General features: G+C 53.1%; 18 protein-coding genes. 5 read left to right on the top strand and 13 right to left on the bottom strand.

What is annotated here, in order from left to right:
* Positions 1-42 precede the first annotated feature (42 nt).
* Positions 43-828: an envelope biogenesis factor ElyC gene (gene elyC, locus F3I44_RS02570; RefSeq protein ID WP_150009895.1), complete on the top strand. Its 786-nt coding sequence runs from the start codon at positions 43-45 to the stop codon at positions 826-828.
* Here elyC and F3I44_RS02565 read toward each other — a convergent pair.
* From F3I44_RS02565 to serC, 12 genes are all read right to left on the bottom strand, one after another.
* Positions 808-1701, bottom strand: coding sequence for a phosphotransferase (locus tag F3I44_RS02565; protein ID WP_150009897.1), 894 nt, complete (start codon positions 1699-1701; stop codon positions 808-810). The two genes, elyC and F3I44_RS02565, sit on opposite strands and share 21 nt — an antisense overlap.
* 109 nt (positions 1702-1810) lie before the next feature.
* Entirely contained in the window at positions 1811-2560 is a 750-nt protein-coding gene (kdsB, locus tag F3I44_RS02560) for a 3-deoxy-manno-octulosonate cytidylyltransferase (protein WP_150009899.1), read from the bottom strand.
* A complete protein-coding gene (locus F3I44_RS02555; protein ID WP_003849374.1) occupies positions 2557-2739 on the bottom strand; it encodes a Trm112 family protein in 183 nt (60 codons plus the stop codon). Before F3I44_RS02555 ends, kdsB begins: the two co-directional genes overlap by 4 nt.
* Before the next feature lie 105 nt (positions 2740-2844).
* Positions 2845-4059 carry a winged helix-turn-helix domain-containing protein gene (locus F3I44_RS02550; RefSeq protein WP_150009901.1) on the bottom strand — a complete coding sequence of 405 codons (1215 nt, stop codon included), beginning with the start codon at positions 4057-4059 and terminating at the stop codon, positions 2845-2847.
* 39 nt (positions 4060-4098) lie between these two features.
* Positions 4099-5085 (bottom strand): tetraacyldisaccharide 4'-kinase, encoded by a 987-nt coding sequence (gene lpxK / locus F3I44_RS02545; RefSeq protein WP_150009903.1) that lies wholly within the window; start codon positions 5083-5085, stop codon positions 4099-4101.
* A complete protein-coding gene (gene msbA / locus F3I44_RS02540) occupies positions 5082-6830 on the bottom strand; it encodes a lipid A ABC transporter ATP-binding protein/permease MsbA (RefSeq protein WP_150009905.1) in 1749 nt (582 codons plus the stop codon). Before msbA ends, lpxK begins: the two co-directional genes overlap by 4 nt.
* Positions 6831-6864: 34 nt before the next feature.
* Positions 6865-9120: a DNA internalization-related competence protein ComEC/Rec2 gene (locus tag F3I44_RS02535; protein ID WP_190285882.1), complete on the bottom strand. Its 2256-nt coding sequence runs from the start codon at positions 9118-9120 to the stop codon at positions 6865-6867.
* A 202-nt stretch (positions 9121-9322) separates the two neighbouring features.
* Entirely contained in the window at positions 9323-9607 is a 285-nt protein-coding gene (ihfB, locus tag F3I44_RS02530; protein WP_003849360.1) for an integration host factor subunit beta, read from the bottom strand.
* Between the two features lie 82 nt (positions 9608-9689).
* The gene (gene rpsA / locus F3I44_RS02525) at positions 9690-11363 is read right to left on the bottom strand and encodes a 30S ribosomal protein S1 (protein ID WP_003849352.1); all 1674 of its coding nucleotides are present in this window, start codon (positions 11361-11363) and stop codon (positions 9690-9692) included.
* Between the two features lie 108 nt (positions 11364-11471).
* Positions 11472-12158, bottom strand: a complete 687-nt coding sequence (cmk, locus tag F3I44_RS02520) for a (d)CMP kinase (protein WP_013357315.1) — start codon at positions 12156-12158, stop codon at positions 11472-11474.
* A 199-nt stretch (positions 12159-12357) separates the two neighbouring features.
* On the bottom strand, positions 12358-13644 hold the full coding sequence (gene aroA / locus F3I44_RS02515) for a 3-phosphoshikimate 1-carboxyvinyltransferase (RefSeq protein ID WP_150009909.1): 1287 nt from the start codon (positions 13642-13644) through the stop codon (positions 12358-12360).
* A gap of 82 nt (positions 13645-13726) precedes the next feature.
* Positions 13727-14812, bottom strand: a complete 1086-nt coding sequence (gene serC, locus F3I44_RS02510) for a 3-phosphoserine/phosphohydroxythreonine transaminase (RefSeq protein WP_150009911.1) — start codon at positions 14810-14812, stop codon at positions 13727-13729.
* A gap of 326 nt (positions 14813-15138) precedes the next feature.
* Between serC and ycaO the strand changes: the two genes are divergently transcribed.
* The 4 genes from ycaO (at position 15139) to pflA (ending at position 21393) form a co-directional block, all read left to right on the top strand.
* The gene (ycaO, locus tag F3I44_RS02505) at positions 15139-16902 is read left to right on the top strand and encodes a 30S ribosomal protein S12 methylthiotransferase accessory factor YcaO (protein WP_150009913.1); all 1764 of its coding nucleotides are present in this window, start codon (positions 15139-15141) and stop codon (positions 16900-16902) included.
* A 373-nt stretch (positions 16903-17275) separates the two neighbouring features.
* Positions 17276-18136: a formate transporter FocA gene (gene focA, locus F3I44_RS02500; protein ID WP_150009915.1), complete on the top strand. Its 861-nt coding sequence runs from the start codon at positions 17276-17278 to the stop codon at positions 18134-18136.
* A 71-nt stretch (positions 18137-18207) separates the two neighbouring features.
* On the top strand, positions 18208-20490 hold the full coding sequence (gene pflB / locus F3I44_RS02495; protein ID WP_150009917.1) for a formate C-acetyltransferase: 2283 nt from the start codon (positions 18208-18210) through the stop codon (positions 20488-20490).
* Between the two features lie 162 nt (positions 20491-20652).
* On the top strand, positions 20653-21393 hold the full coding sequence (pflA, locus tag F3I44_RS02490; RefSeq protein ID WP_150009919.1) for a pyruvate formate lyase 1-activating protein: 741 nt from the start codon (positions 20653-20655) through the stop codon (positions 21391-21393).
* Positions 21394-21435: 42 nt separating this feature from the next.
* Here the strand turns inward: pflA and F3I44_RS02485 are convergent.
* Positions 21436-21562: integrase core domain-containing protein (locus F3I44_RS02485; RefSeq protein WP_150019289.1), on the bottom strand; the 127-nt coding region annotated here is incomplete at its 5' end.

Here is a 21562-nt window from a genome sequence, read left to right as displayed (position 1 = left end):
CCTTCCGGGTGCTCTATTTTCGGACAACAGGACGCGTTTTCGATGTTATTTACCCTGAAAAAAGTGATAGGCGGGCTGCTTTTACCCTTGCCGTTTCTGCTTTTGCTGATGGCGCTGGGCATTTTACTGCTTTGGTTTACTGACTGGCAAAAAAGCGGCAAAACCGTGATCTCCATCAGCTGGCTGTTACTGCTGCTGCTGAGCCTGCAACCGCTAGCCGATCGGCTGCTTTTGCCGCTGGATAACCGCTATCCGACCTGGAACGGCGCAGAGAAGGTGGACTACATTGTGGTGCTGGGTGGAGGCTACACCTTCAATCCGGCATGGGCACCCAGCTCGAACCTGCTGAATAACAGTCTGCCACGCGTGGCGGAAGGTATTCGCCAATGGCAACGCAATCAACAGTCGACCCTGATTTTTACCGGTGCCGCTGGTGGCACCAATCCGAAGAGCAGCGCCTGGGTAGCCGCTCAGGTGGCAGAAAGTCTGGGCGTGCCGCGCGAACATATTCAGATTCTGGACCAACCGCGTGATACCGCGGATGAAGCGCAGGCGGTCAAAACGGTAGTCGGCGATCGCCCGATGCTGCTGGTCACCTCAGCGAATCATATGCCGCGGGCGATACGCTTTTTCCACGCGGTCGGTCTGAAGCCGATTGCTGCGCCTGCCAATCAGCTGGCGATTACCTCGCCGCTGAATGGCTGGGAACGGGCGATACCATCATCGATCTGGCTGAGCCACAGCGAACGGGCAGTGTATGAGACGCTGGGCACGTTACTGCAGCGACTTAAAGGTGAGGAACCCGACTCAGCCGAGCCAGGGAAGTAGTTGCGCACGGGCATGGTCAAAACGCGGACGATCAAACGTGCCAGTCTGCACAAGATGCTCGATGCAGTCCCACAGCTGATAAACCCACCGGCGCCAGACAAAGCCCTCAGAGACGGGTGCCCGTTGCAGGTAGTCGTGCAGCAGCGCTGTCTCGGCGGGTGAGGTATCCAGATGGATCAGGTCATATTCACGGGGTGCCCAGAGAATCATGCCCGGCTGTGTCATCGCGACTAACTGGTCGCTGCGGCTGTTTTTCAGCATGCTCTGCAGCCGCACGTTGCCGTGAACCATCACACAGGGATCATCGAAGTCGCGGAAAAAATACGCCAGACGCGACCGGCAGCGAAACAGAATCTGGCGATCTTCCAGCGTTAATGCGGGTGGCCGCAGATAGCTGAGGGTCGACCACAATACCTCAACCCGTTGTGCATACCAGGCCGGCCAGCAATTCTGCTGCGTGCTGTCTACCGTTCCGACCAGACCGTGGCTGTCGAGCCGGTGCCAGGCCAGCAGACCCTCGACGGCCTGCTCGCAAAACTGTTGCCATCGCTGGGCATCCCGCGCAGGCACCTCCGCCGTCACGCCATTCAGTCTCGCCATCAGAAGCGTTTCATGCACCGGAGGCTGCTGGCTCAGCACCAGACCATAGACCGCTGGCACCGGGATCAATCCGGCCTGCCCCAGTAATGCCAGCTTTCTGGCTTCCAGCGCTGCCCGCCCCTGATGACGAAAATATTTTGCCACCATCGGCATGGGGTTCCCCTGCCGATCGTACAGGGCATAGAGTCGGGTAGGTGGATGTTCACTGATTAATTCGAGGCGGCTGATGCTTTCACCCAGCGCCAGCGTGAGTTCCGATTTAAGCTGTTCCATGCGGCATCCTCCTCAGATGAGTATCACAATATCCTGAAGGAAGTACTGGCGATAAGTTTAGTGGCGGATCAATCGTTGCGCTGAAACGGGGAGGCTGACTCCCCGTGTATCAGGCCTGCATGGCATTGCGGACGCGTTGCAAATCGTCTGGCGTATCCACACCCACGCTGGGAATGGTTTTTGCTACGGCGACATGAATTTTTTCACCGTACCATAAGACACGCAGTTGCTCGAGCAGCTCAATCTGTTCAAGCGGACAAGGCGCCCAGGCAACATAGCGGCGAATAAAACCGGCACGGTAGGCATAGATGCCGATGTGTCGCAGAAGCGTATCGCCAATCTGCTCACGTGAGGCAGCATAGCGTTCACGATCCCAGGGAATGGTTGCCCGTGAGAAATAGAGCGCATAGCCATTCGCATCCATGACCACCTTCACCGCGTTTGGATTGAAGGCTTCTTCCACATCGGTGATTGGCACCGCCAGCGTTGCCATCCCGGCCGCTGAACCCGCCAGATTGGTCGCCACCTGGCGCACAATCTCTGCCGGGATCATCGGCTCATCACCCTGCACGTTGACGATGATTTCGTCATCAGCAAACTGATATTTTTCAATCACTTCCGCCAGCCGCTCCGTGCCGGACTGGTGATCGGCGCGCGTCATGCAGACTTCACCGCCTGCCGCTTCCACTGCTCTGGCTACGTCAGGATGATCGGTAGCAACAATGACCCGGCTGGCACCCGATTCACGGGCGCGTTCCATCACATGCACGACCATCGGTTTACCGTGAATATCGAGCAGCGGCTTGCCGGGTAACCGGGTTGACGCATAGCGCGCAGGAATGATGGCAGTGAAACTCATGGATGAATCTCTTCAACTGACAGGGTACGGGCTTCGGTTTCCAGCAGCACCGGAATGCCATCCCGAACCGGGAAGGCCAGGCCATCAGGCTTGCAGATCAGCTCCTGCTGCGCATTGTTGAAGTAAAGTTTGCCATTGCACACCGGGCAGGCAACGATTTCGAGTAAACGATGATCCATATGTCCTCCATCAGGAACCGAATGCTTAAGGCATCAAGCATACCATAGCGCGGCGCAGGCGGGATGGGGTAAAACGCCTTCCCGCAGCGGCTGCCGCAAAATTGATTAATCCAGCCGCCACTGGGCTGGCCAGTGGTCTTTGAGTGCATCGGGTACCTGCAGAATAGTGACGCTTTCTGCCCCCTGCCAGGCTGCGAAGCGTTCAATCGCACGCCGGATATCCACCACAAAGCGCGCCGTGACGCGGGTCGTCTCTTCCAGCCAGAGTTTTTTAATCTCCAGCTGTTTGGCCTGCCGCAGCATGCGGGCATCGAGCCGCCCTTTTATCTGCCCACGATGAAGGATAGGCAAAACGAAATAGCCAAATTTACGCTTCTCCTCGGGGGTGTAACATTCGATACGATAATCAAAACTGAACAGCTCCAGCGCACGTTTGCGATCCCAGACCACCGGATCAAACGGGGACAGCAGCGCGCTGTGCGTTGCCTGCAGCGGCGTCTCCAGCAATGGTAAGTAGTCACGATGCAGCCACATTTCACCCAGCCCCTCTGTATTGACGGCGACCAGATCGCCCGCAGCCTGGGCATCAGAGATAAAGTCGTTCAGGGGTGCCCGTTTAAGGCGATAGTAGTCCGGCAGCCAGGCCGCGCGGAAAATTCCTAAGCTACGGGCGCTGTTCATCAGCATCTGTCTGGTGGCGTCGGCTTCGCTGATGCCATGTATTTCATCCTGCCAGTCGGGCATGACACGACTGCGCAGATCGTAGACACGCTGAAAGTTACGGCGTTCGGCGACCATCAGCTCACCGGCGCTAAACAGGTTTTCCAGATGGCGTTTGTGCGGTTTCCATGCCCACCATCCCGACTTTGGATTATCCGCATGGGTAAAATCAGCGGCGCGCACCGGACCGTTTTGCTGAATCAGCTGCAGTAATTCGGTAATCGCCTGCTGGTGGTCAGCAACCCACTGCGCGTTATATTTCCAGCCAAGACGTTCAGGCGACAGCATGCGATGACGAAGCAGTCTGTAATCGGCGCGTGGAATAAAGCAGGCTTCGTGCGCCCAGTACTCAAAGAAATCGCCCTGTGCCAGCGCCTGTTCCAGCCATGCCTGAGGATAGTTTCCCAGGCGACTGAACAGCACCAGATAAGGACTGCGGGCCACGACATGGATGGTGTCGATTTGCAGCAGTGACATGCGGGAGATGCAGTTAATCAGATCCTGATAAACAGCGCGTTTTGCCAGAGGGCGCAGAAGGCCCTGCGCGGCGAGATGAAGGTGACGTGCTTGCTGTAACGAAAGTGAATGCGGGGTGTTCATCCTCTTCCTTATCAGGCTTCACCTGAATGGGTGCAGGTATCAGTGCGGGCGACGGCAGCGTTGTTCAATGTCGTCCAGTAACGGGGTTACGGCTTTACCGGTTAAATGAGCGTCCACCGGCAGATACCACCAGTCAGGCTGCGCAAAGTGACGGCATTTCACTGCGTCCTTTTCAGTCATTAATAGCTGCTGACCCGGCTGTAATAATCGTGTCAGCTCATCCTCACTGTAGGCGTGATGATCGGCAAAGGCGATCTCTGCAACCGGCGTAATACCCTGCTTTTTCAGCGTGGTAAAAAAGCGCGGAGGATGACCGATACCGGCCATGGCGACCACTGCGCCCAGTTGCTCGGTTGCACGGGTTTCCCCGGTCAGCAGATTGGTAGCGAGTCCGGGCTGAAGTTGCATCGCAATCTCGTCACCCAGGGCATCACCGCCATTAATGATGACGGCATCAACCTGCCGCAGACGATTGGCACGTTCACGCATCGGACCGGCAGGTAACCACCAGCCATTTCCAAAGCGACGAACGCCATCAACCACCACGATCTCGCAATCGCGCTGTAGCGCATAATGTTGCAGGCCGTCGTCAGTGATAATCACATCCAGCGGCCCCTGCTTCAGTAACGCCTCAATCGCCTGTTGCCTTTTGGGCGCAACCGCAACCGGCGCTGCGGTGCGCTGGGCGATCAGTACCGGTTCATCACCGGCCTGTTGCGTGGGGGTCTGCGCCGTGACCAGCAAAGGATAGTGGTCTGCCTTGCCGCCATATCCTCTGGAGACGACACCAGCCCGCAAGCCACGCTGCTGCAACGCCTCAACCAGCCAGATCACGACTGGCGTCTTACCGTTGCCACCGGCAGTCAGGTTACCCACCACCACCACCGGCAAAGGCGCACGCCAGCTTTTACGCCAGCCGCGCCTGTAACTGAAGCGTATCAGGGCTGTGATCGCACCATACAGCAGGCTGAATGGCCATAACAGAAGCCATAACGGAGAGCGACCACTCCAGATACGTTCTATCATTGGCCGAATTGCATCTTATGCAGCTGTGCATAGGCACCGCGTTCTGCTAACAGCACCTGATGCGTTCCGCGTTCAACAATCTGACCATCTTCGATCACCACGATTTCATCGGCTTTCTCAATGGTAGAGAGGCGGTGCGCAATCACCAGCGAGGTACGGTTCTTCTGCAACTCATCCAGTGCAGACTGAATAGCGCGTTCTGACTCGGTATCCAGCGCAGAGGTCGCTTCATCCAGGATCAGAATCGGACAATCACGCAGCAACGCACGGGCAATGGCGATACGCTGACGCTGACCGCCAGATAACAGCACGCCGTTCTCGCCAATCACCGTATCCAGGCCTTTATCCATTTTATTGATAAAGTCCATCGCATGCGCCATGGTGGCCGCCTGCTCGATCTCTGCACGGCTATATTGCTCACTGCGGGCATACGCGATGTTATTGGCAATGGTGTCGTTAAAGAGATGCACATTCTGCGAGACCAGCGCCACCTGATTACGCAGCGAACGCAGGGTATACTCGCGCAAATCATGACCATCCAGCAGAATTTCGCCCTGCTGAATATCATAAAAGCGGGTCAGCAGGCTCGCCATCGTAGACTTGCCGGAACCAGAACGGCCTACCAGCGCCACCGTTTTACCTGCCGGTAGCGACAGATTGATATTGCGCAGTGCCGGAATTTCACGACCGGGATAGGTAAAGGTCACATCACGGAATTCGATATCCCCTTTCGCACGGGTGATTTCGCGCGTGCCATTGTCTACTTCCTGCTCGCTATCCAGAATAGAGAACAGCGTCTGACAGGCCGCCATGCCACGCTGGAACTGGGCATTGACGTTGGTCAGAGACTTGAGCGGACGCATCAGGGCGATCATCGAGGAGAAAACCACGGTGATAGTCCCGGCTGTCAGGGTATCCATGACGCTGGGGAAGCTGGCAGCATAGAGGACAAAAGCCAGGGCCAGTGACGCGATCAGCTGAATGACCGGATCGGAAATGGAAGAGGCTGAGACCAGTTTCATGCCCTGCTGGCGCATACGGTTACTGACGCGAGAAAAACGCTCCGACTCAATTTCCTGACCGCCAAAGATCAGCACTTCTTTGTGCCCCTTCAGCATCTGTTCGGCGCTGGTTGTCACCTGCCCCATGGTGTTCTGCATACTTTTACTGATTGAGCGAAAGCGCTTAGATACGGTGCGGATTGCAAATGAGACGACAGGTGCCAGGACAATCAGGATTAACGACAGCTGCCAGCTGTAGTAGAACATCATGATGAACAGGCCAATGATCGAGGCACCTTCACGCACTACGGTAACCAGTGCACCCGAAGATGAAGAGGCAACCTGCTCTGAATCGTAGGTAATGCGCGACAGCAGTGTACCGGTCGACTGCTGGTCAAAAAATGAAACCGGCATGCCCATCATATGGCTGAACAGACGACGACGGATATTCATCACGACATTGCCAGAGACCCAGGAGATGCAGTAGCTGGAGATATAACTGGTGACTCCGCGAACCAGCATCAGGCCAATAACGACCAGCGGCATCCACAGCATCACCGACCTGTCAGCCTTACCAAAGCCATCATCCAGTAACGGTTTCAACAGGGAGAGCATTAAGGCGTCGCCCGCAGCATTAATAATCAGGGCGACAGAGGCCACAATTAATCCCGCTTTGTTAGGCGCGATCATCGGCCAGAGTCGGCGAAACGTCTGCCACGTAGAGAGATCTTTATCTTGATGCATTATTTATTCACGCTGTTGGAAATAGCCGGCCATTCTACCTGGATTCGCGTTTGACGCCAAACCACTGATGATACCAACGGGGCATTAATTGTTCCCGCAGGGTAGATACCTGCACTCTGCCCTGCTCTATCCTGATACTGATTTGTCCTGACTGGCCCGTATCCAGCCACTGAAATCCAGCCGTTCGGTAATTTTCCAGCACATTTTTCGCGGGCATGCGCCAGGCATTGTAGCGTGCCAGAGAGGCAATCGCGGTGTGTCCTTCAGTTTTGCGCAGTAGCAGGGAGGTGGACGAAGTACGGCTTCCATGATGCGGTACCTGCAGGATATCGGCCTTCAGCCCCTGCTTCTCCAGCGCCACCAGCTGACGTTCCGCTTTAGCTTCGATATCACCGGTTAACATCAGCCGGACCTGACCGTCATCGACGATGATGACACAGGAGTCGTTGTTCCCACCGGCTAAAGGGTTCGTCAGCGGCCAGACAACCCGGAAGTGGAGCTGCCGCCAGCGCCACTGCGTACCACGTACACAGGGTAAGTGCGTTTTATCCGCCAGCGCGCTTCTTACCTCGGCCGCGGGCCAGCGTTGCGTAATCGCCTGCAGCCCACCCGTATGATCCAGATGGTTATGACTGAGGATGACCTGTTTTAAACGTAGCTGTCTGCGCTCCAGCCAGGGAATGATCACCCGGCTCCCCGCATTATCGTTCTGCCAGCGTGGCCCTGTGTCATATATCACCGCTTCGTTACCCTGAGTGAGTACTATGCTCAGGCCATGGCCGATATCCAGCATATCGATGCGCCAGCCCTGCTCAGGTTCTGGCTGGCGACTTACTATCATCGCCAGCGCTATCGCACAGCTGCTTAATGGCAGTGAGAAGAAAAACTGCGCACGCCAGAGAATGAGGCCACCCCATACCATGACCGTAAACCAGGCTGTGCCATTTAACGGCCACCAGCCCGGCGGCAGCAACGTCAGGCAATAAAACAGTGTGCGTAAAGAGAGATCGGCCGTACCCCAGAAGAATGCAGATAAATGCGCTACCGGCAGCAGCATGGCAAGTGTTACAAGGGGCATAGTAATAAATGAGACGACCGGGATTGCAACGACATTGGCCACCAGCGCGGTCAGGCTGATCCCGTTGAATATCGCCACCTGTAGCGGCACCATTAAAATCATCATGCCCGCCTGCAAATGCAGTAGCTGTAGCGGGATCCAGCGCCATTGATGGCGGAAATGTGCAGGCAGCGGAAACCAGTGATACCAGACCAGCAGCATGCCGACAGCCAGTACTGAAAGCCAGAAGCTGTCAGACAGCACGGTCAGCGGATCCATCACCAGCAGCAACGCAATACAGAATGTCCAGATCTGCCAGCTGTTCAGCTGAATACCCGCAAACCGTGTTATCGACCATAGCGTCAGGGCGAGCAGAGAACGGGCTGCAGGAGGCTGCGCCCCTGAAAGCCAGGTATAGGTTGCTGCAAACAGCCAGCTCACGATGAGGGGAAAAAGATAGCCGATAAGGCGGGCTGGCAATATAAACTGCACGCCTCGCGCAAGCATCCAGCCAGTACTGGCTGCCAGGGCAATATGCATGCCCGATATCGCCATCAGGTGCGCCGTGCCGGTATCACGCAGTAGCTGGCGCGTCTGCGGGCTCATCTCTTCCCGGATACCAAATGCCAGCGCCTCCAGCGTGCCACGCGAAGGCATTTCACGGGTTCTGTCACGGTGCCATACAATAAATCGCCAGCGGCCATCACAGCGATCGCTGATAGCATCCTGTTTAAGAATCCGCCCCTGAAGCGGCGTATTATTCGCGAGTGCAAAACGCTGTGCATCAAAGTCGCCTTCATTGAGGCGGGCATGGACCGGTCGCAGACGGAGGTGCATAGTCCAGCGCTGGCCCGGACAGTAAATCTCTGGATCAGTATCGAAAAAGAGCCAGGCAAAGCGAGGCGGAAATATTATCCTGCCCTGCTCTTCCAGCAGACGAACCCGGATTTGCTTCCGCTCTTTTCGTAGTTCATCAATCTGAAGGGTAAAGGTTGCGGGCCGTGCGGAGAGCTGTTCGATATCCCTCACCATCAGACGCGCGTCGTTACAGGCCCATGCCAGAAACAGCAGAGTGATACCGGTCAGACGAAGCGGCGGGTAAGCGCAATGCAGCAGAGCCAGACCCACGAGGATAAGCAGCAGAATCGCCTCACCTGATGGCAGCCGCGCCATTAGCAGTAGCGGTAACGTTGCAACGATCGCCAGTCGCGCCAGAACGGTCCATGTCAGCATAATCGTGTCCATTGATTGCGTTCGATTATTCTGAACAATTGGGGAGAAATTAACAGTGAGCGATGAGTGAGGCTGGAGTCGTCTCGCAAGGAGAGCGCGGCATTGCAGTGAGGATGAGCAAATCTGGATGTCAGGTCTCAACCTGAATAGCAGGCAAAAAAAACGACATCCGGAGATGTCGTTTATCGGGTTCGGTATCGGCTTAGCCGTAGATATTTGCGCGATCGCGCAGCTCTTTGCCTGGCTTAAAGTGGGGAACGTATTTACCTTCCAGATCCACTTTGTCACCCGTTTTCGGGTTACGTCCAGTACGCGGAGCGCGATAGTGCAAAGAAAAGCTGCCGAATCCCCGGATTTCGATGCGTTCGCCTTGTGCCAGCGTAGTGGCCATGTGCTCAAGCATCTCTTTTACTGCATCCTCAACGACTTTCGCCGGTATGTGAGTATGCTGTCCCGCCAGTCTTTCGATCAGTTCTGACTTGGTCATGTAACCTCCGGTTTATTCCTGTGGGAATGTATGACAGCTTTTACCGAAACCGGGTGGTTGCCCACCCGGTGCTTCAGGTCGATTACTCGCCTTTAGCCGCTTTGAACGCTTCAGCCATAGCGCTGGAGAAATTGCCTTCTTCCTGTTTGGTGTTAACAGTATTGATAGCTTCTTTCTCATCAGCCTGGTCTTTCGCACGGACAGACAGGCTTACGACACGGTTTTTACGATCAACGCCGGTGAACTTAGCTTCAACGTCGTCGCCAACGTTCAGAACCAGAGTTGCATCTTCAATGCGGTCCAGTGAAGCTTCAGAAGCGCGCAGGTAACCCTCAACGCCGTCTGCTAATTCAACTGTAGCACCTTTAGCATCAACTGCAGTCACTTTACCGGTGACGATGGCACCTTTCTTGTTCAGAGTGATGTAGTTGTTGAACGGATCTTCTGCCAGCTGTTTAACGCCCAGAGAGATACGCTCGCGCTCTGCATCAACCTGCAGTACAACGGCAGCGATTTCGTCGCCTTTTTTGTACTCACGAACGGCTTCTTCGCCAGTCGCGTTCCAGGAGATGTCAGACAGGTGAACCAGACCGTCGATGCCGCCGTCCAGGCCGATGAAGATACCGAAGTCAGTGATTGACTTGATTTTACCTTCAACACGATCGCCTTTGTTGTGCGTCTCAGCGAACAGCTGCCATGGGTTAGATTTACACTGTTTCAGACCCAGGGAGATACGACGACGCTCTTCGTCAATGTCCAGAACCATAACTTCAACAACATCGCCTACGTTAACAACTTTAGACGGATGGATGTTTTTGTTAGTCCAGTCCATTTCAGACACGTGTACCAGACCTTCAACGCCTTCTTCGATTTCCACGAAGCAGCCGTAATCAGTCAGGTTGGTAACACGACCGGTCAGGCGGGTGCCTTCCGGATAGCGTTTAGCGATAGCAACCCATGGATCTTCGCCCAGCTGCTTCAGACCCAGAGAAACACGGGTACGCTCGCGGTCGAACTTCAGCACCTTAACGGTGATCTCGTCGCCAACGTTAACGATTTCGCTTGGATGCTTAACGCGTTTCCATGCCATATCAGTGATGTGCAGCAGGCCATCAACGCCGCCCAGATCAACGAATGCACCGTAGTCAGTGAGGTTCTTAACGATACCTTTAACTTCCATGCCTTCCTGCAGGTTTTCCAGCAGCTGATCGCGCTCTGCGCTGTTTTCGGATTCGATAACCGCACGACGTGAAACCACGACGTTATTGCGTTTCTGATCCAGCTTGATGACTTTGAACTCAAGCTCTTTGCCTTCCAGGTGCAGCGTATCGCGCACCGGACGCACATCTACCAGTGAACCTGGCAGGAACGCACGGATACCGTTGAGCTCAACTGTGAAGCCGCCTTTAACTTTGCCGTTGATAACACCGGTAACAGTTTCAGCGTCTTCGTAAGCTTTCTCCAGCGTGATCCATGCTTCATGGCGCTTAGCTTTCTCACGGGACAGCAGGGTTTCACCGAAGCCGTCTTCCACTGCATCCAGAGCAACATCAACTTCGTCGCCAACCTGGATTTCCAGTTCGCCGGCTGCGTTCTTGAACTGCTCTGCAGGAATTGCAGATTCAGATTTCAGACCCGCATCAACCAGAACGACATCTTTGTCGATAGAAACGACGATGCCACGAACGATAGAACCCGGGCGGGTTTCGATTGTTTTTAAGGATTCTTCAAATAGTTGAGCAAAAGATTCAGTCATATTGATAATCTTCAGGATTCTTCAATTTAACGTCCATCTGACTTCATGTCGGATGGGGTTGTTTCACATGCCCGGCACCAGATCCGTGGTACAGGGTGATAAATTCAGTTAAGCCGGAATGCCCAGCTTCTCGCGGGCATAGTGTAGCGCTTTTTCAATGACCTGGTCGATAGACATCTCAGTAGAGTCCAGAACCAGTGCATCGGCAGCAGCGACTAAAGGCGCAATTGCGCGGTTACGATCGCGGTCGTCGCGTTCTTTTATCTCGGCTAAAAGGCGGTCAAAGTTAACATTAAAGCCATTTCCCTGCAACTGTAGCATACGTCGCTGAGCACGCTCTTCCGGGCTGGCATCAAGGAAAATCTTTACTGGCGCATCCGGGAAAACCACGGTGCCCATATCACGGCCATCAGCGATCAGGCCTGGCATCTCGCGGAAACCGCGCTGGCGGCGCAATAACGCTTCACGCACCCGCGGAAACGCAGCGACACGTGAGGCGGTGTTGCTGACCTCCTGAGTGCGGATTTCACCGGTAACATCTTCACCTTCAAGTATGACCTGCATTTCACCGTTTTGTGACAAAAAGCGCACATCAAGATGTGCAGCAATCGGTACCAGCGCTTCTTCAGATTCAATGTCCACCTGATGATGCAATGCCGCTAACGCCAGCACGCGATAAATAGCACCGGAGTCCAGCAGATGCCACTGCAGCGATTCTGCCATCGCTTTGCACAGGGTTCCCTTTCCCGCTCCACTTGGCCCATCAATAGTTATGACCGGGGCAGTTACTGTCATTTTTCCCTCCTGTTGCTGCGTGCATTATGACCTTCAGGCCACCCTTAATGCTTAGCATTATACGCTGCATAGCAAGGCTTGGTTACCCTTTCGCACTGACCGGGTTCGAAATGTTAGTCAATTCAGAGGATATCGGTAAGGTTAAAGCCAGATTAAATCAGGGGAAGATCCGGTGCGGAACCGCACCGGAAAGGCGATATCAGGCGTGCTGGCTGATTTTAGCCAGCTGAACAAAATAGTCCGGGAAGGTTTTGGCTGTACAGCCAGGGTCGAGAATAGTTACTGGTGTATCGGAAAGGGCAACCAGCGAAAAACACATTGCCATACGGTGATCATTGTAGGTGCCAATATCAGCATGAATCAGCGTCGCTGGCGGTGTAATACGGATATAGTCATGGCCTTCTTCAACTTCCGCTCCCACTTTACGTAGCTCTGTAGCCATTGCGCTCAGTCGATCGGTCTCTTTTACACGCCAGTTATAAATATTACGTAACTGGGTCGTGCCCTCTGCAAACAGCGCAGTGGTCGCGATGGTCATGGCAGCATCCGGGATATGGTTCATGTCCATATCAATGGCCTGCAGTTTTCCGGCCGTGCAGGCAATGTAATCATCGCCCCACTCAATTACCGCACCCATCCTTTCCAGTACGTCAGCAAAACGGATGTCGCCCTGCACACTCTGGCGTCCGATACCGGTGACGCGAACCGTACCACCTTTTATTGCGCCGGCAGCCAGGAAATAGGAGGCGGAAGAGGCATCGCCTTCAACCAGGTAATCGCCTGGTGACTGATACTGTTGCTGTCCCTTAATCAGGAAGCGCTGATAGCTCTGGTTCTCAACCTCAACGCCAAAGCACTGCATCAGATTGAGAGTGATATCAATGTAAGGTTTGGAAACCAAATCGCCTTTGATAGTGATGCAGGTATCCTGCCGTGCCAGCGGCGCGGTCATCAGCAGTGCTGTCAGGAACTGACTGGAAACGCTGCCATCCACGCTGACGTCACCTCCGGTGAAACCACCGCGTAAACGCAGCGGCGGATAGTTTTCGTTTTCCAGATACTCAATAGTTGCTCCACCCTGCCGAAGCGCATCAACCAGATGCCCGATTGGACGCTCTTTCATACGAGGTTCGCCGGTCAGTTCGATATCGTGCTCACCCAGACAGAGTGCAGCGGCCAGAGGACGCATTGCGGTGCCGGCATTGCCCAGAAACAGCGACAACGGTTGAGAGGAGTGCAGTGGGCCGGCATTCCCCTTCACTTCACATACGGTGCGATCGCTGGAAAGCGTATAGCTTACGCCCAGCGCGGTCAGCGCATTCAGCATGTGCTTCACATCATCGCTGTCAAGCAGGTTGGTGAGACGGGTTGTACCTTCAGCCAGCGCAGCCAGCAGCAATGCGCGATTGGAAACGCTTTTTGAACCAGGCAGATTTACGGTGCCATCAACGCGCGCGATAGGTTGGAGAGTCAGGGAGTCCTGCATGTGAAACGAAATCCTCAAAAAATACAGAGACCTCGCCCTATGACGAGGTCTGGCATCAGCATCAACGCTGATCTCTTAATAATCAGCCGTGACGGCGTTCAAAGTCGACCATGAAATCGGTCAGCGCCCTCACACCTTCCAGCGGCATCGCATTATAAATAGAGGCGCGCATACCGCCTACTACACGATGTCCTTTGAGCGCATGTAATCCCGCCTTAAATGATTCTTCCAGGAACAGCGCATCAAGTGACGCATCCGCCAGCTGGAAAGGAATATTCATGCGTGAGCGGTTTTCTTTAGCCACATCGTTACGGTAGAAGCCACTGTGATCGATGACGCCATAAAGCAGGTCAGATTTTGCCTGATTGATACGATCAATTTCAGACACGCCGCCCTTCTCTTTCAGCCATTTAAACACCAGGCCTGAGAGATACCATGCAAATGTTGGCGGGGTATTAAACATCGAATCGTTATCCGCCAGCACTTTGTAATCAAGAATTGAAGGTACAGAGGCGTGCGCCTGACCCAGCAGATCTTCGCGAACGACAACCAGCGTTAACCCGGCCGGACCGACATTTTTTTGCGCACCTGCATAAATCACGCCATAGCGGCTCACATCGATCGGACGTGACAGAATGGTAGATGAGAAGTCAGCCACAACAGTTTTACTGCCAAAATCGGGCTGTTCATCAATAGCGATGCCATCGATAGTTTCATTCGGGCAGAAATGCAGGTAAGCAGACGATTCACTCACCTGCCATTCGCTCATCGGCAGAATGGCACGTTTACCATCGCGGGTGGTTTTCACATCCAGCGTGCGCGGGGAACAATACTTTTCCGCTTCTTTAATTGCACTGTGCGCCCAGTAGCCGCCATCGACATAGTCGGCGCTGGTCGCTTGCCCGAGCAGATTACCCGGTACTGCAGCGAACTGCGCACGCGCACCACCATGACAGAATAAAACTTTGTAATTAGCCGGTATTTTTAGCAGATCACGGAAGTCCTGCTCCGCTTCCTCAGCCACCTGAATAAACTCTTTACTGCGGTGACTGATCTCCATTACAGAGGTACCCAGACCGCGCCAGTTCGTCAGCTCCTGTTCTGCACGACGAAGGACTTCAACCGGTAGCATCGCCGGGCCAGAGCTAAAATTATAAACTTGCGTCATTTCCCCTCACCACTGTCATATCGAACGGTTATGAATAACTATCCGGTTTTATCACTGCATTCTGATAGCTGCAATCATAAATCAGGGTGCGGTCACATTTTCTGAATCCGGCTCGCCGGAGGTTATGTTACCAATGCAAATCTGAACGGAATTTTGTGAGGCTATATCCAGCCCCATCAATCTGCGTTTGGTCAGAGTGCCGCTGTGATGAAAACTACGTCGGTAAACTAAGCCGGTAAAAATGTCCCGCCCTGATAGCGGTCAGTTAGCAAAATCCGTATCATGGCGCGCTTTACGCACCCTATGACAACAGAGAGAGCGGCACTATGACGCAAACATTTATCCCGGGCAAAGATGCCGCACTGGAAGACTCCATCGCGCGTTTCCAGAACAAGCTGCAGGATCTTGGCTTTAATATTGAAGAAGCCTCCTGGCTTAATCCTGTTCCCCATGTCTGGTCTGTGCATATCCGCGACCGCGATTGCCCGCTCTGCTTTACCAATGGTAAAGGTGCCAGTAAAAAAGCGGCACTGGCCTCTGCACTGGGCGAGTATTTTGAGCGTCTCTCTACTAACTATTTTTTTGCTGACTTCTGGCTGGGGAAAAAGATCGCTAACGGTGATTTTGTTCACTATCCCAATGAAAAATGGTTTGCGTTACCAGAGGATGATTCCTTACCTGAAGGCATTCTGGATGCGCGCCTGCACGCGTTTTACGATGCCGACAATGCTCTGACGGCTTCTGGCCTCATTGATTTGCAGTCCGGCAATGCTGAGCGTGGTATCTGCGCTCTGCCCTTTACCCGCCAGTCCGATCAGCAAACCGTCTATATCCCGATGAACATCATCGGCAACCTCTATGTTTCAAATGGCATGTCTGCAGGTAACACCGCGAATGAAGCACGTGTTCAGGGGCTGTCAGAAGTGTTTGAGCGCTATATTAAAAACCGCATTATTGCGGAAGCAATCAGCCTGCCGGCCATTCCTGATGAGGTGATGCAGCGTTATCCTGACGTCATTGAAGCGATTGCACGCCTTGAAGCTGAAGGCTTCCCGATTTTCGCTTATGATGCCTCGCTGGGTGGCAAATATCCGGTTATTTGTGTGGTGCTGTTTAACCCGACCAACGGCACCTGTTTTGCCTCATTTGGTGCGCATCCTGATTTTGGTGTGGCGCTGGAGCGTACCGTCACCGAGTTGCTGCAGGGCCGAAGCCTCAAAGATTTGGATGTATTTACACCACCAACCTTTGATGATGAAGAAGTGGCTGAACATGCCAACCTTGAAACACACTTTATCGATTCAAGCGGTCTGATCTCCTGGGATCTGTTTAAAGAGACGGCAGATTATCCCTTTGTCGACTGGTCTTTTGCAGGCAGCACCGAGCAGGAATTTGCTACGCTAATGGCGATCTTCGCTTCAGAAGATCAGGAAGTCTATATCGCTGACTACGAGCATCTGGGCGTCTATGCCTGCCGCATCATCGTACCTGGCATGTCTGATATCTACCCGGCGGAAGATCTGTTCCTGGCAAATAACAGCATGGGTGCTGGCATTCGTGAAACCCTGCTTGCCCTGCCTGCCAGCAACTGGAATCCGGAAGAGTATCTGGATCTGATTGGACAGCTGGATGATGAAGGTTTTGACGACTTCACCCGTATTCGCGAGCTGCTGGGCCTGGCAACCGGTAAAGACAACGGCTGGTACACGCTGCGTATTGGCGAATTAAAAGCGATGCTGGCGCTGGCAGGCGGCGATCTGGATCAGGCATTGATCTGGACCGAGTGGACCATGGAGTTTAACAGCTCAATCTTTACGCCAGAGCGGGCTAATTACTATCGTTGCCTGCAGACCCTGCTGTTGCTGGCAATGGAAGATGAGCGCGATCCGCTGCAGTATCATCACGCCTTCCTGCGTATGTATGGTGAGAGCGCAATGGAAGCAGCTTCCGCCGCTATCAGTGGTGAGAATCCGTTTAATGGGCTTCAGGCTGTGGATGAAGAGTTGCAGACATTCCCTGCCCATCAATCCCTGCTTGCTGCCTACGAAAAACTGCAAGCTGCTAAACGTCATTACTGGAAAAAAGCGTAAGGCGTAACGCCTTAAACGGGAAATAGACAACTCAACATGGCACTGGATTTATCTGGTGCCATAATTTCCCGCGATCTCAATGAAACATTAGCTGTAATAAAAATAACTCGCGCCACATTCCATCATTTTACTTAACATATAAGAAGTTAATTTATAACACCGGATGAATTAAAAGCGCGAGTAACCGCATCTCTTTAAAATATATTTGCATTTTTAAAATTTATTTAAACGTTTATTTTCATATAGTTACGCGATTATATTTTCATTATCACGCGATGACCTGGCTACCATTTCGGCAAACATGATCCACATCAATTACTGACCTATACTCCTTTGTTAGTATTTTTTCAGACAACTTCAGGAGTAAGTTAGTGTGAAAACTGACAACCCTTTTAATCTTTTATTACCAGCCGCAATGGCGAAAGTGGCCGAAGACGCCGGTATCTATAAAGCAACCAAACACCCCTTTACTACCTTCTTTCTGGCAATAAACGCTGGCGTATTCATCTCAATCGCATTCGTTTTTTATATTACAGCGACTACCGGCAGTGGCGCGATGCCCTATGGCATAGCCAAACTGATTGGCGGTATCTGCTTCTCTCTCGGTTTGATGCTGGTCGTGGTATGTGGTGCCGACCTTTTTACCTCGACGGTATTGATCGTCGTGGCTAAAGCCAGTGGTCGCATCAGCTGGGGTCAGCTGGCCCGCAACTGGATTAACGTCTACGCCGGTAACCTGGCAGGTGCGCTCTTCTTTGTCGCCCTGATGTGGTTTGCCGGACAGCATATGGTTGCGAATGGTGCATGGGGATTAAATGTCCTGGAAACCGCCGATCACAAGATGCATCACACCTTTATAGAAGCCGTCTGTCTGGGTACATTAGCTAATCTGCTGGTCTGCCTTGCCGTCTGGATGAGCTATTCCGGTCGCAGCCTGACCGATAAGCTGGTCGTGATGATTCTACCTGTTGGGATGTTTGTCGCCAGCGGTTTCGAACACAGCATCGCTAACATGTTTCTCATTCCCTATGCCATTACTATCCGCGACTTCGCAACGCCTGCGTTCTGGCAGGCTGCTGGCACCACGGCTGCACAGTTTCATTCGCTGACCGTCAGTAACTTTATTCTCCATAATCTGATTCCCGTAACGATCGGTAACATCATCGGCGGTGGCGTTCTGGTTGGGCTGACTTACTGGGTTATCTATCTCCGCAAAGGTGACCAGGTACATTAAACGCATTTTTGACGGCACAGGACGTTGACTGTGCCCGACCGTAAAGTCTCTTCATATAAGGCAGGTATATTATGACCGAACTTAATGCAAAACTGGCTTCAGCATGGGAAGGATTTGCTGAAGGCGAATGGCAGAACAGCGTCAATGTGCGCGACTTCATTCAGAAAAACTACACCCCCTATGAAGGTGATGAGTCATTCCTGGCGGGCGCGACTGAAGCGACAACCAGGCTGTGGGAAAGCGTGCTGGAAGGCATCAAAATTGAGAACCGCACCCACGCGCCAGTCGACTTCGACACCGATCTCGCCTCCACCATTACCTCACACGACGCGGGCTACATTAATAAGTCTCTGGAAAAAATTGTTGGTCTGCAGACGGAAGCGCCATTAAAACGCGCCATCATTCCTTATGGCGGCATCAAAATGGTTGAAGGTTCATGCAAAGTGTATGGCCGTGAACTCGACCCTTCTCTGAAAAAAATCTTCACTGAATACCGCAAAACACACAACCAGGGTGTATTCGATGTTTACACCCCGGACATTCTGCGCTGCCGCAAATCAGGTATTCTGACCGGTCTTCCTGATGCTTATGGTCGTGGTCGTATTATCGGTGACTATCGTCGTGTGGCGTTATACGGCATCGATTTCCTGATGGCGGATAAATTCTCTCAGTTCGCATCACTGCAGGAAGATTTAGAGAATGGTGTGAATCTTGAGGCGACCATTCGTCTGCGTGAAGAGATCTCCGATCAGCATCGTGCGCTGGCCCAGATCAAAGAGATGGCCGCAAAATATGGTCATGACATTTCCGGTCCGGCCACCAACGCGATGGAAGCTGTGCAGTGGACTTATTACGGTTACCTGGCTGCCGTTAAATCACAAAACGGTGCTGCCATGTCCTTTGGCCGCGTCTCGACCTTCCTGGATGTTTACATTGAGCGTGATCTTAAAGCCGGTAAGCTGACGGAAGAACAGGCTCAGGAACTGATTGACCATCTGGTCATGAAACTGCGCATGGTTCGCTTCCTGCGTACCCCGGAATATGATGAGCTGTTCTCTGGTGACCCAATCTGGGCAACCGAATCACTGGCAGGCATGGGCGTTGATGGTCGTACACTGGTATCAAAAAGCACTTTCCGCTTCCTGAATACCCTTTACACCATGGGTCCTTCACCTGAGCCAAACATGACCATCCTGTGGTCAGAAAAACTGCCAATTAATTTCAAGAAATACGCGGCTAAAGTCTCTATCGATACCTCATCTTTGCAGTATGAGAACGATGACCTGATGCGTCCTGATTTCAACAATGATGACTACGCCATCGCCTGCTGCGTGAGCCCGATGGTTGTCGGCAAACAAATGCAGTTCTTTGGCGCACGTGCCAACCTGGCGAAAACGCTGCTTTACGCAATCAACGGCGGCGTGGATGAAAAACTGAAAATGCAGGTCGGACCGAAAGGCGATAAAATCAGCGACGACGTGCTGGATTTCGACACCGTCATGGAGCGTATGGATCACTTCATGGACTGGCTGGCGAAACAATATGTGACTTCGCTGAACATCATCCACTACATGCATGATAAGTACAGCTATGAAGCGGCACTGATGGCCCTGCATGACCGGGATGTCTATCGCACCATGGCTTGTGGTATCGCCGGTCTTTCTGTAGCTGCGGATTCACTTTCTGCAATTAAATACGCCAAAGTGAAACCGATTCGTGACGAAGATGGTCTGGCGATCGACTTCGATATCGAAGGTGAATATCCACAGTTCGGTAACAACGACGCCCGTGTTGATGACCTGGCCTGCGATCTGGTTGAACGCTTCATGAAGAAAATTCAACAGCTGACGACCTACCGTAATGCCGTGCCGACGCAGTCTGTTCTGACTATCACTTCGAACGTTGTGTATGGTAAGAAAACCGGTAACACGCCGGATGGACGTCGCGCTGGCGCACCGTTTGGACCCGGTGCGAACCCGATGCATGGTCGTGACCAGAAAGGTGCGGTGGCTTCACTGACTTCTGTCGCTAAACTGCCGTTTGCCTATGCGAAAGATGGTATCTCTTATACCTTCTCAATCGTGCCAAACGCACTGGGTAAAGATGATAATGTGCGCAAAACCAACCTTGCCGGTCTGATGGATGGTTACTTCCATCATGAAGCCAGCATCGAAGGCGGCCAGCACCTTAACGTCAACGTCATGAACCGTGAAATGCTGCTGGACGCGATGGAGCATCCTGAGAAGTATCCGCAGCTGACGATTCGCGTTTCTGGTTATGCTGTACGCTTTAACTCACTGACTAAGGAGCAGCAGCAGGATGTGATTACCCGTACCTTCACACAGTCACTGTAATCACGACCAAACCCGATAAAAAGGCTCCTCGCGGAGCCTTTTCCTTAAAAGTCTGTTCTGATGGTCATCTTCATCAAGGTTCCCCTCAGAATCGATTTCCTGCCCTGAGCGCAACAGAGATTGCGCCGTCTGTCCCGGCAGACTCACTGGAGAAACATCGCAATGTCAGTTAACGGTCGTATCCACTCATTTGAATCCTGCGGGACCGTCGACGGTCCCGGCATCCGTTTCATCACCTTCTTCCAGGGCTGCCTGATGCGCTGTCTCTACTGTCACAACCGTGACACCTGGGATACTCACGGCGGAAAAGAGATCAGCGTCGAGGCGCTGATGGCAGATGTGCTCTCCTATCGACACTTTATGAATGCGTCTGGCGGCGGTGTTACTGCGTCAGGGGGTGAGGCGATTCTTCAGGCTGAATTTGTGCGTGACTGGTTCCGCGCCTGCAAGGCCGAGGGCATCCATACCTGTCTCGACACCAACGGCTTCGTACGCCGCTACGATCCGGTAATCGATGAACTGCTCGACGTGACTGACTTAGTGATGCTCGATCTGAAACAGATGAATGACGATATCCATCAGATTCTGGTGGGCGTGTCGAATCATCGTACGCTGGACTTTGCCCGCTATCTGCAGAAAAAAGGCAAGCGGACCTGGATCCGATTTGTTGTGGTACCGGGCTATTCTGACGATGATGACACCGCGCATCGGCTGGGTGAATTCACACGTGACATGGAAAACGTCGAGAAGATTGAATTGCTGCCCTATCATGAGTTGGGTAAGCATAAATGGATTGCGATGGGTGAAGAGTACAAGCTGGATGGGGTGAAACCACCGCAGAAAGAGACGATGGAACGCGTTAAAAACATTCTCGCCAGCTATGGCCACGAAGTGGTGTACTGAATAATCGTGACTAGTCCTGGCATAGGTTGACACGTTATGCCGTTAAAACGCCTGATGCACTGCATCAGGCGTTTTGTATTTCAGCGACAGATGTGGCCGCTGACTGTTATAGATTTCTACTGACTCTGCCACCATCCTCCCTGCCTGAGCAACATCTTCCGGCCGGGTT

It is taken from the genome of Pantoea sp. F_5 (assembly GCF_008631595.1).
GTDB classification, from domain to species: Bacteria; Pseudomonadota; Gammaproteobacteria; order Enterobacterales; family Enterobacteriaceae; genus Pantoea; species Pantoea gossypiicola.
Note: the sequence above shows the minus strand (reverse complement) of the source record. Positions and strands in the feature narration are given on the sequence as shown.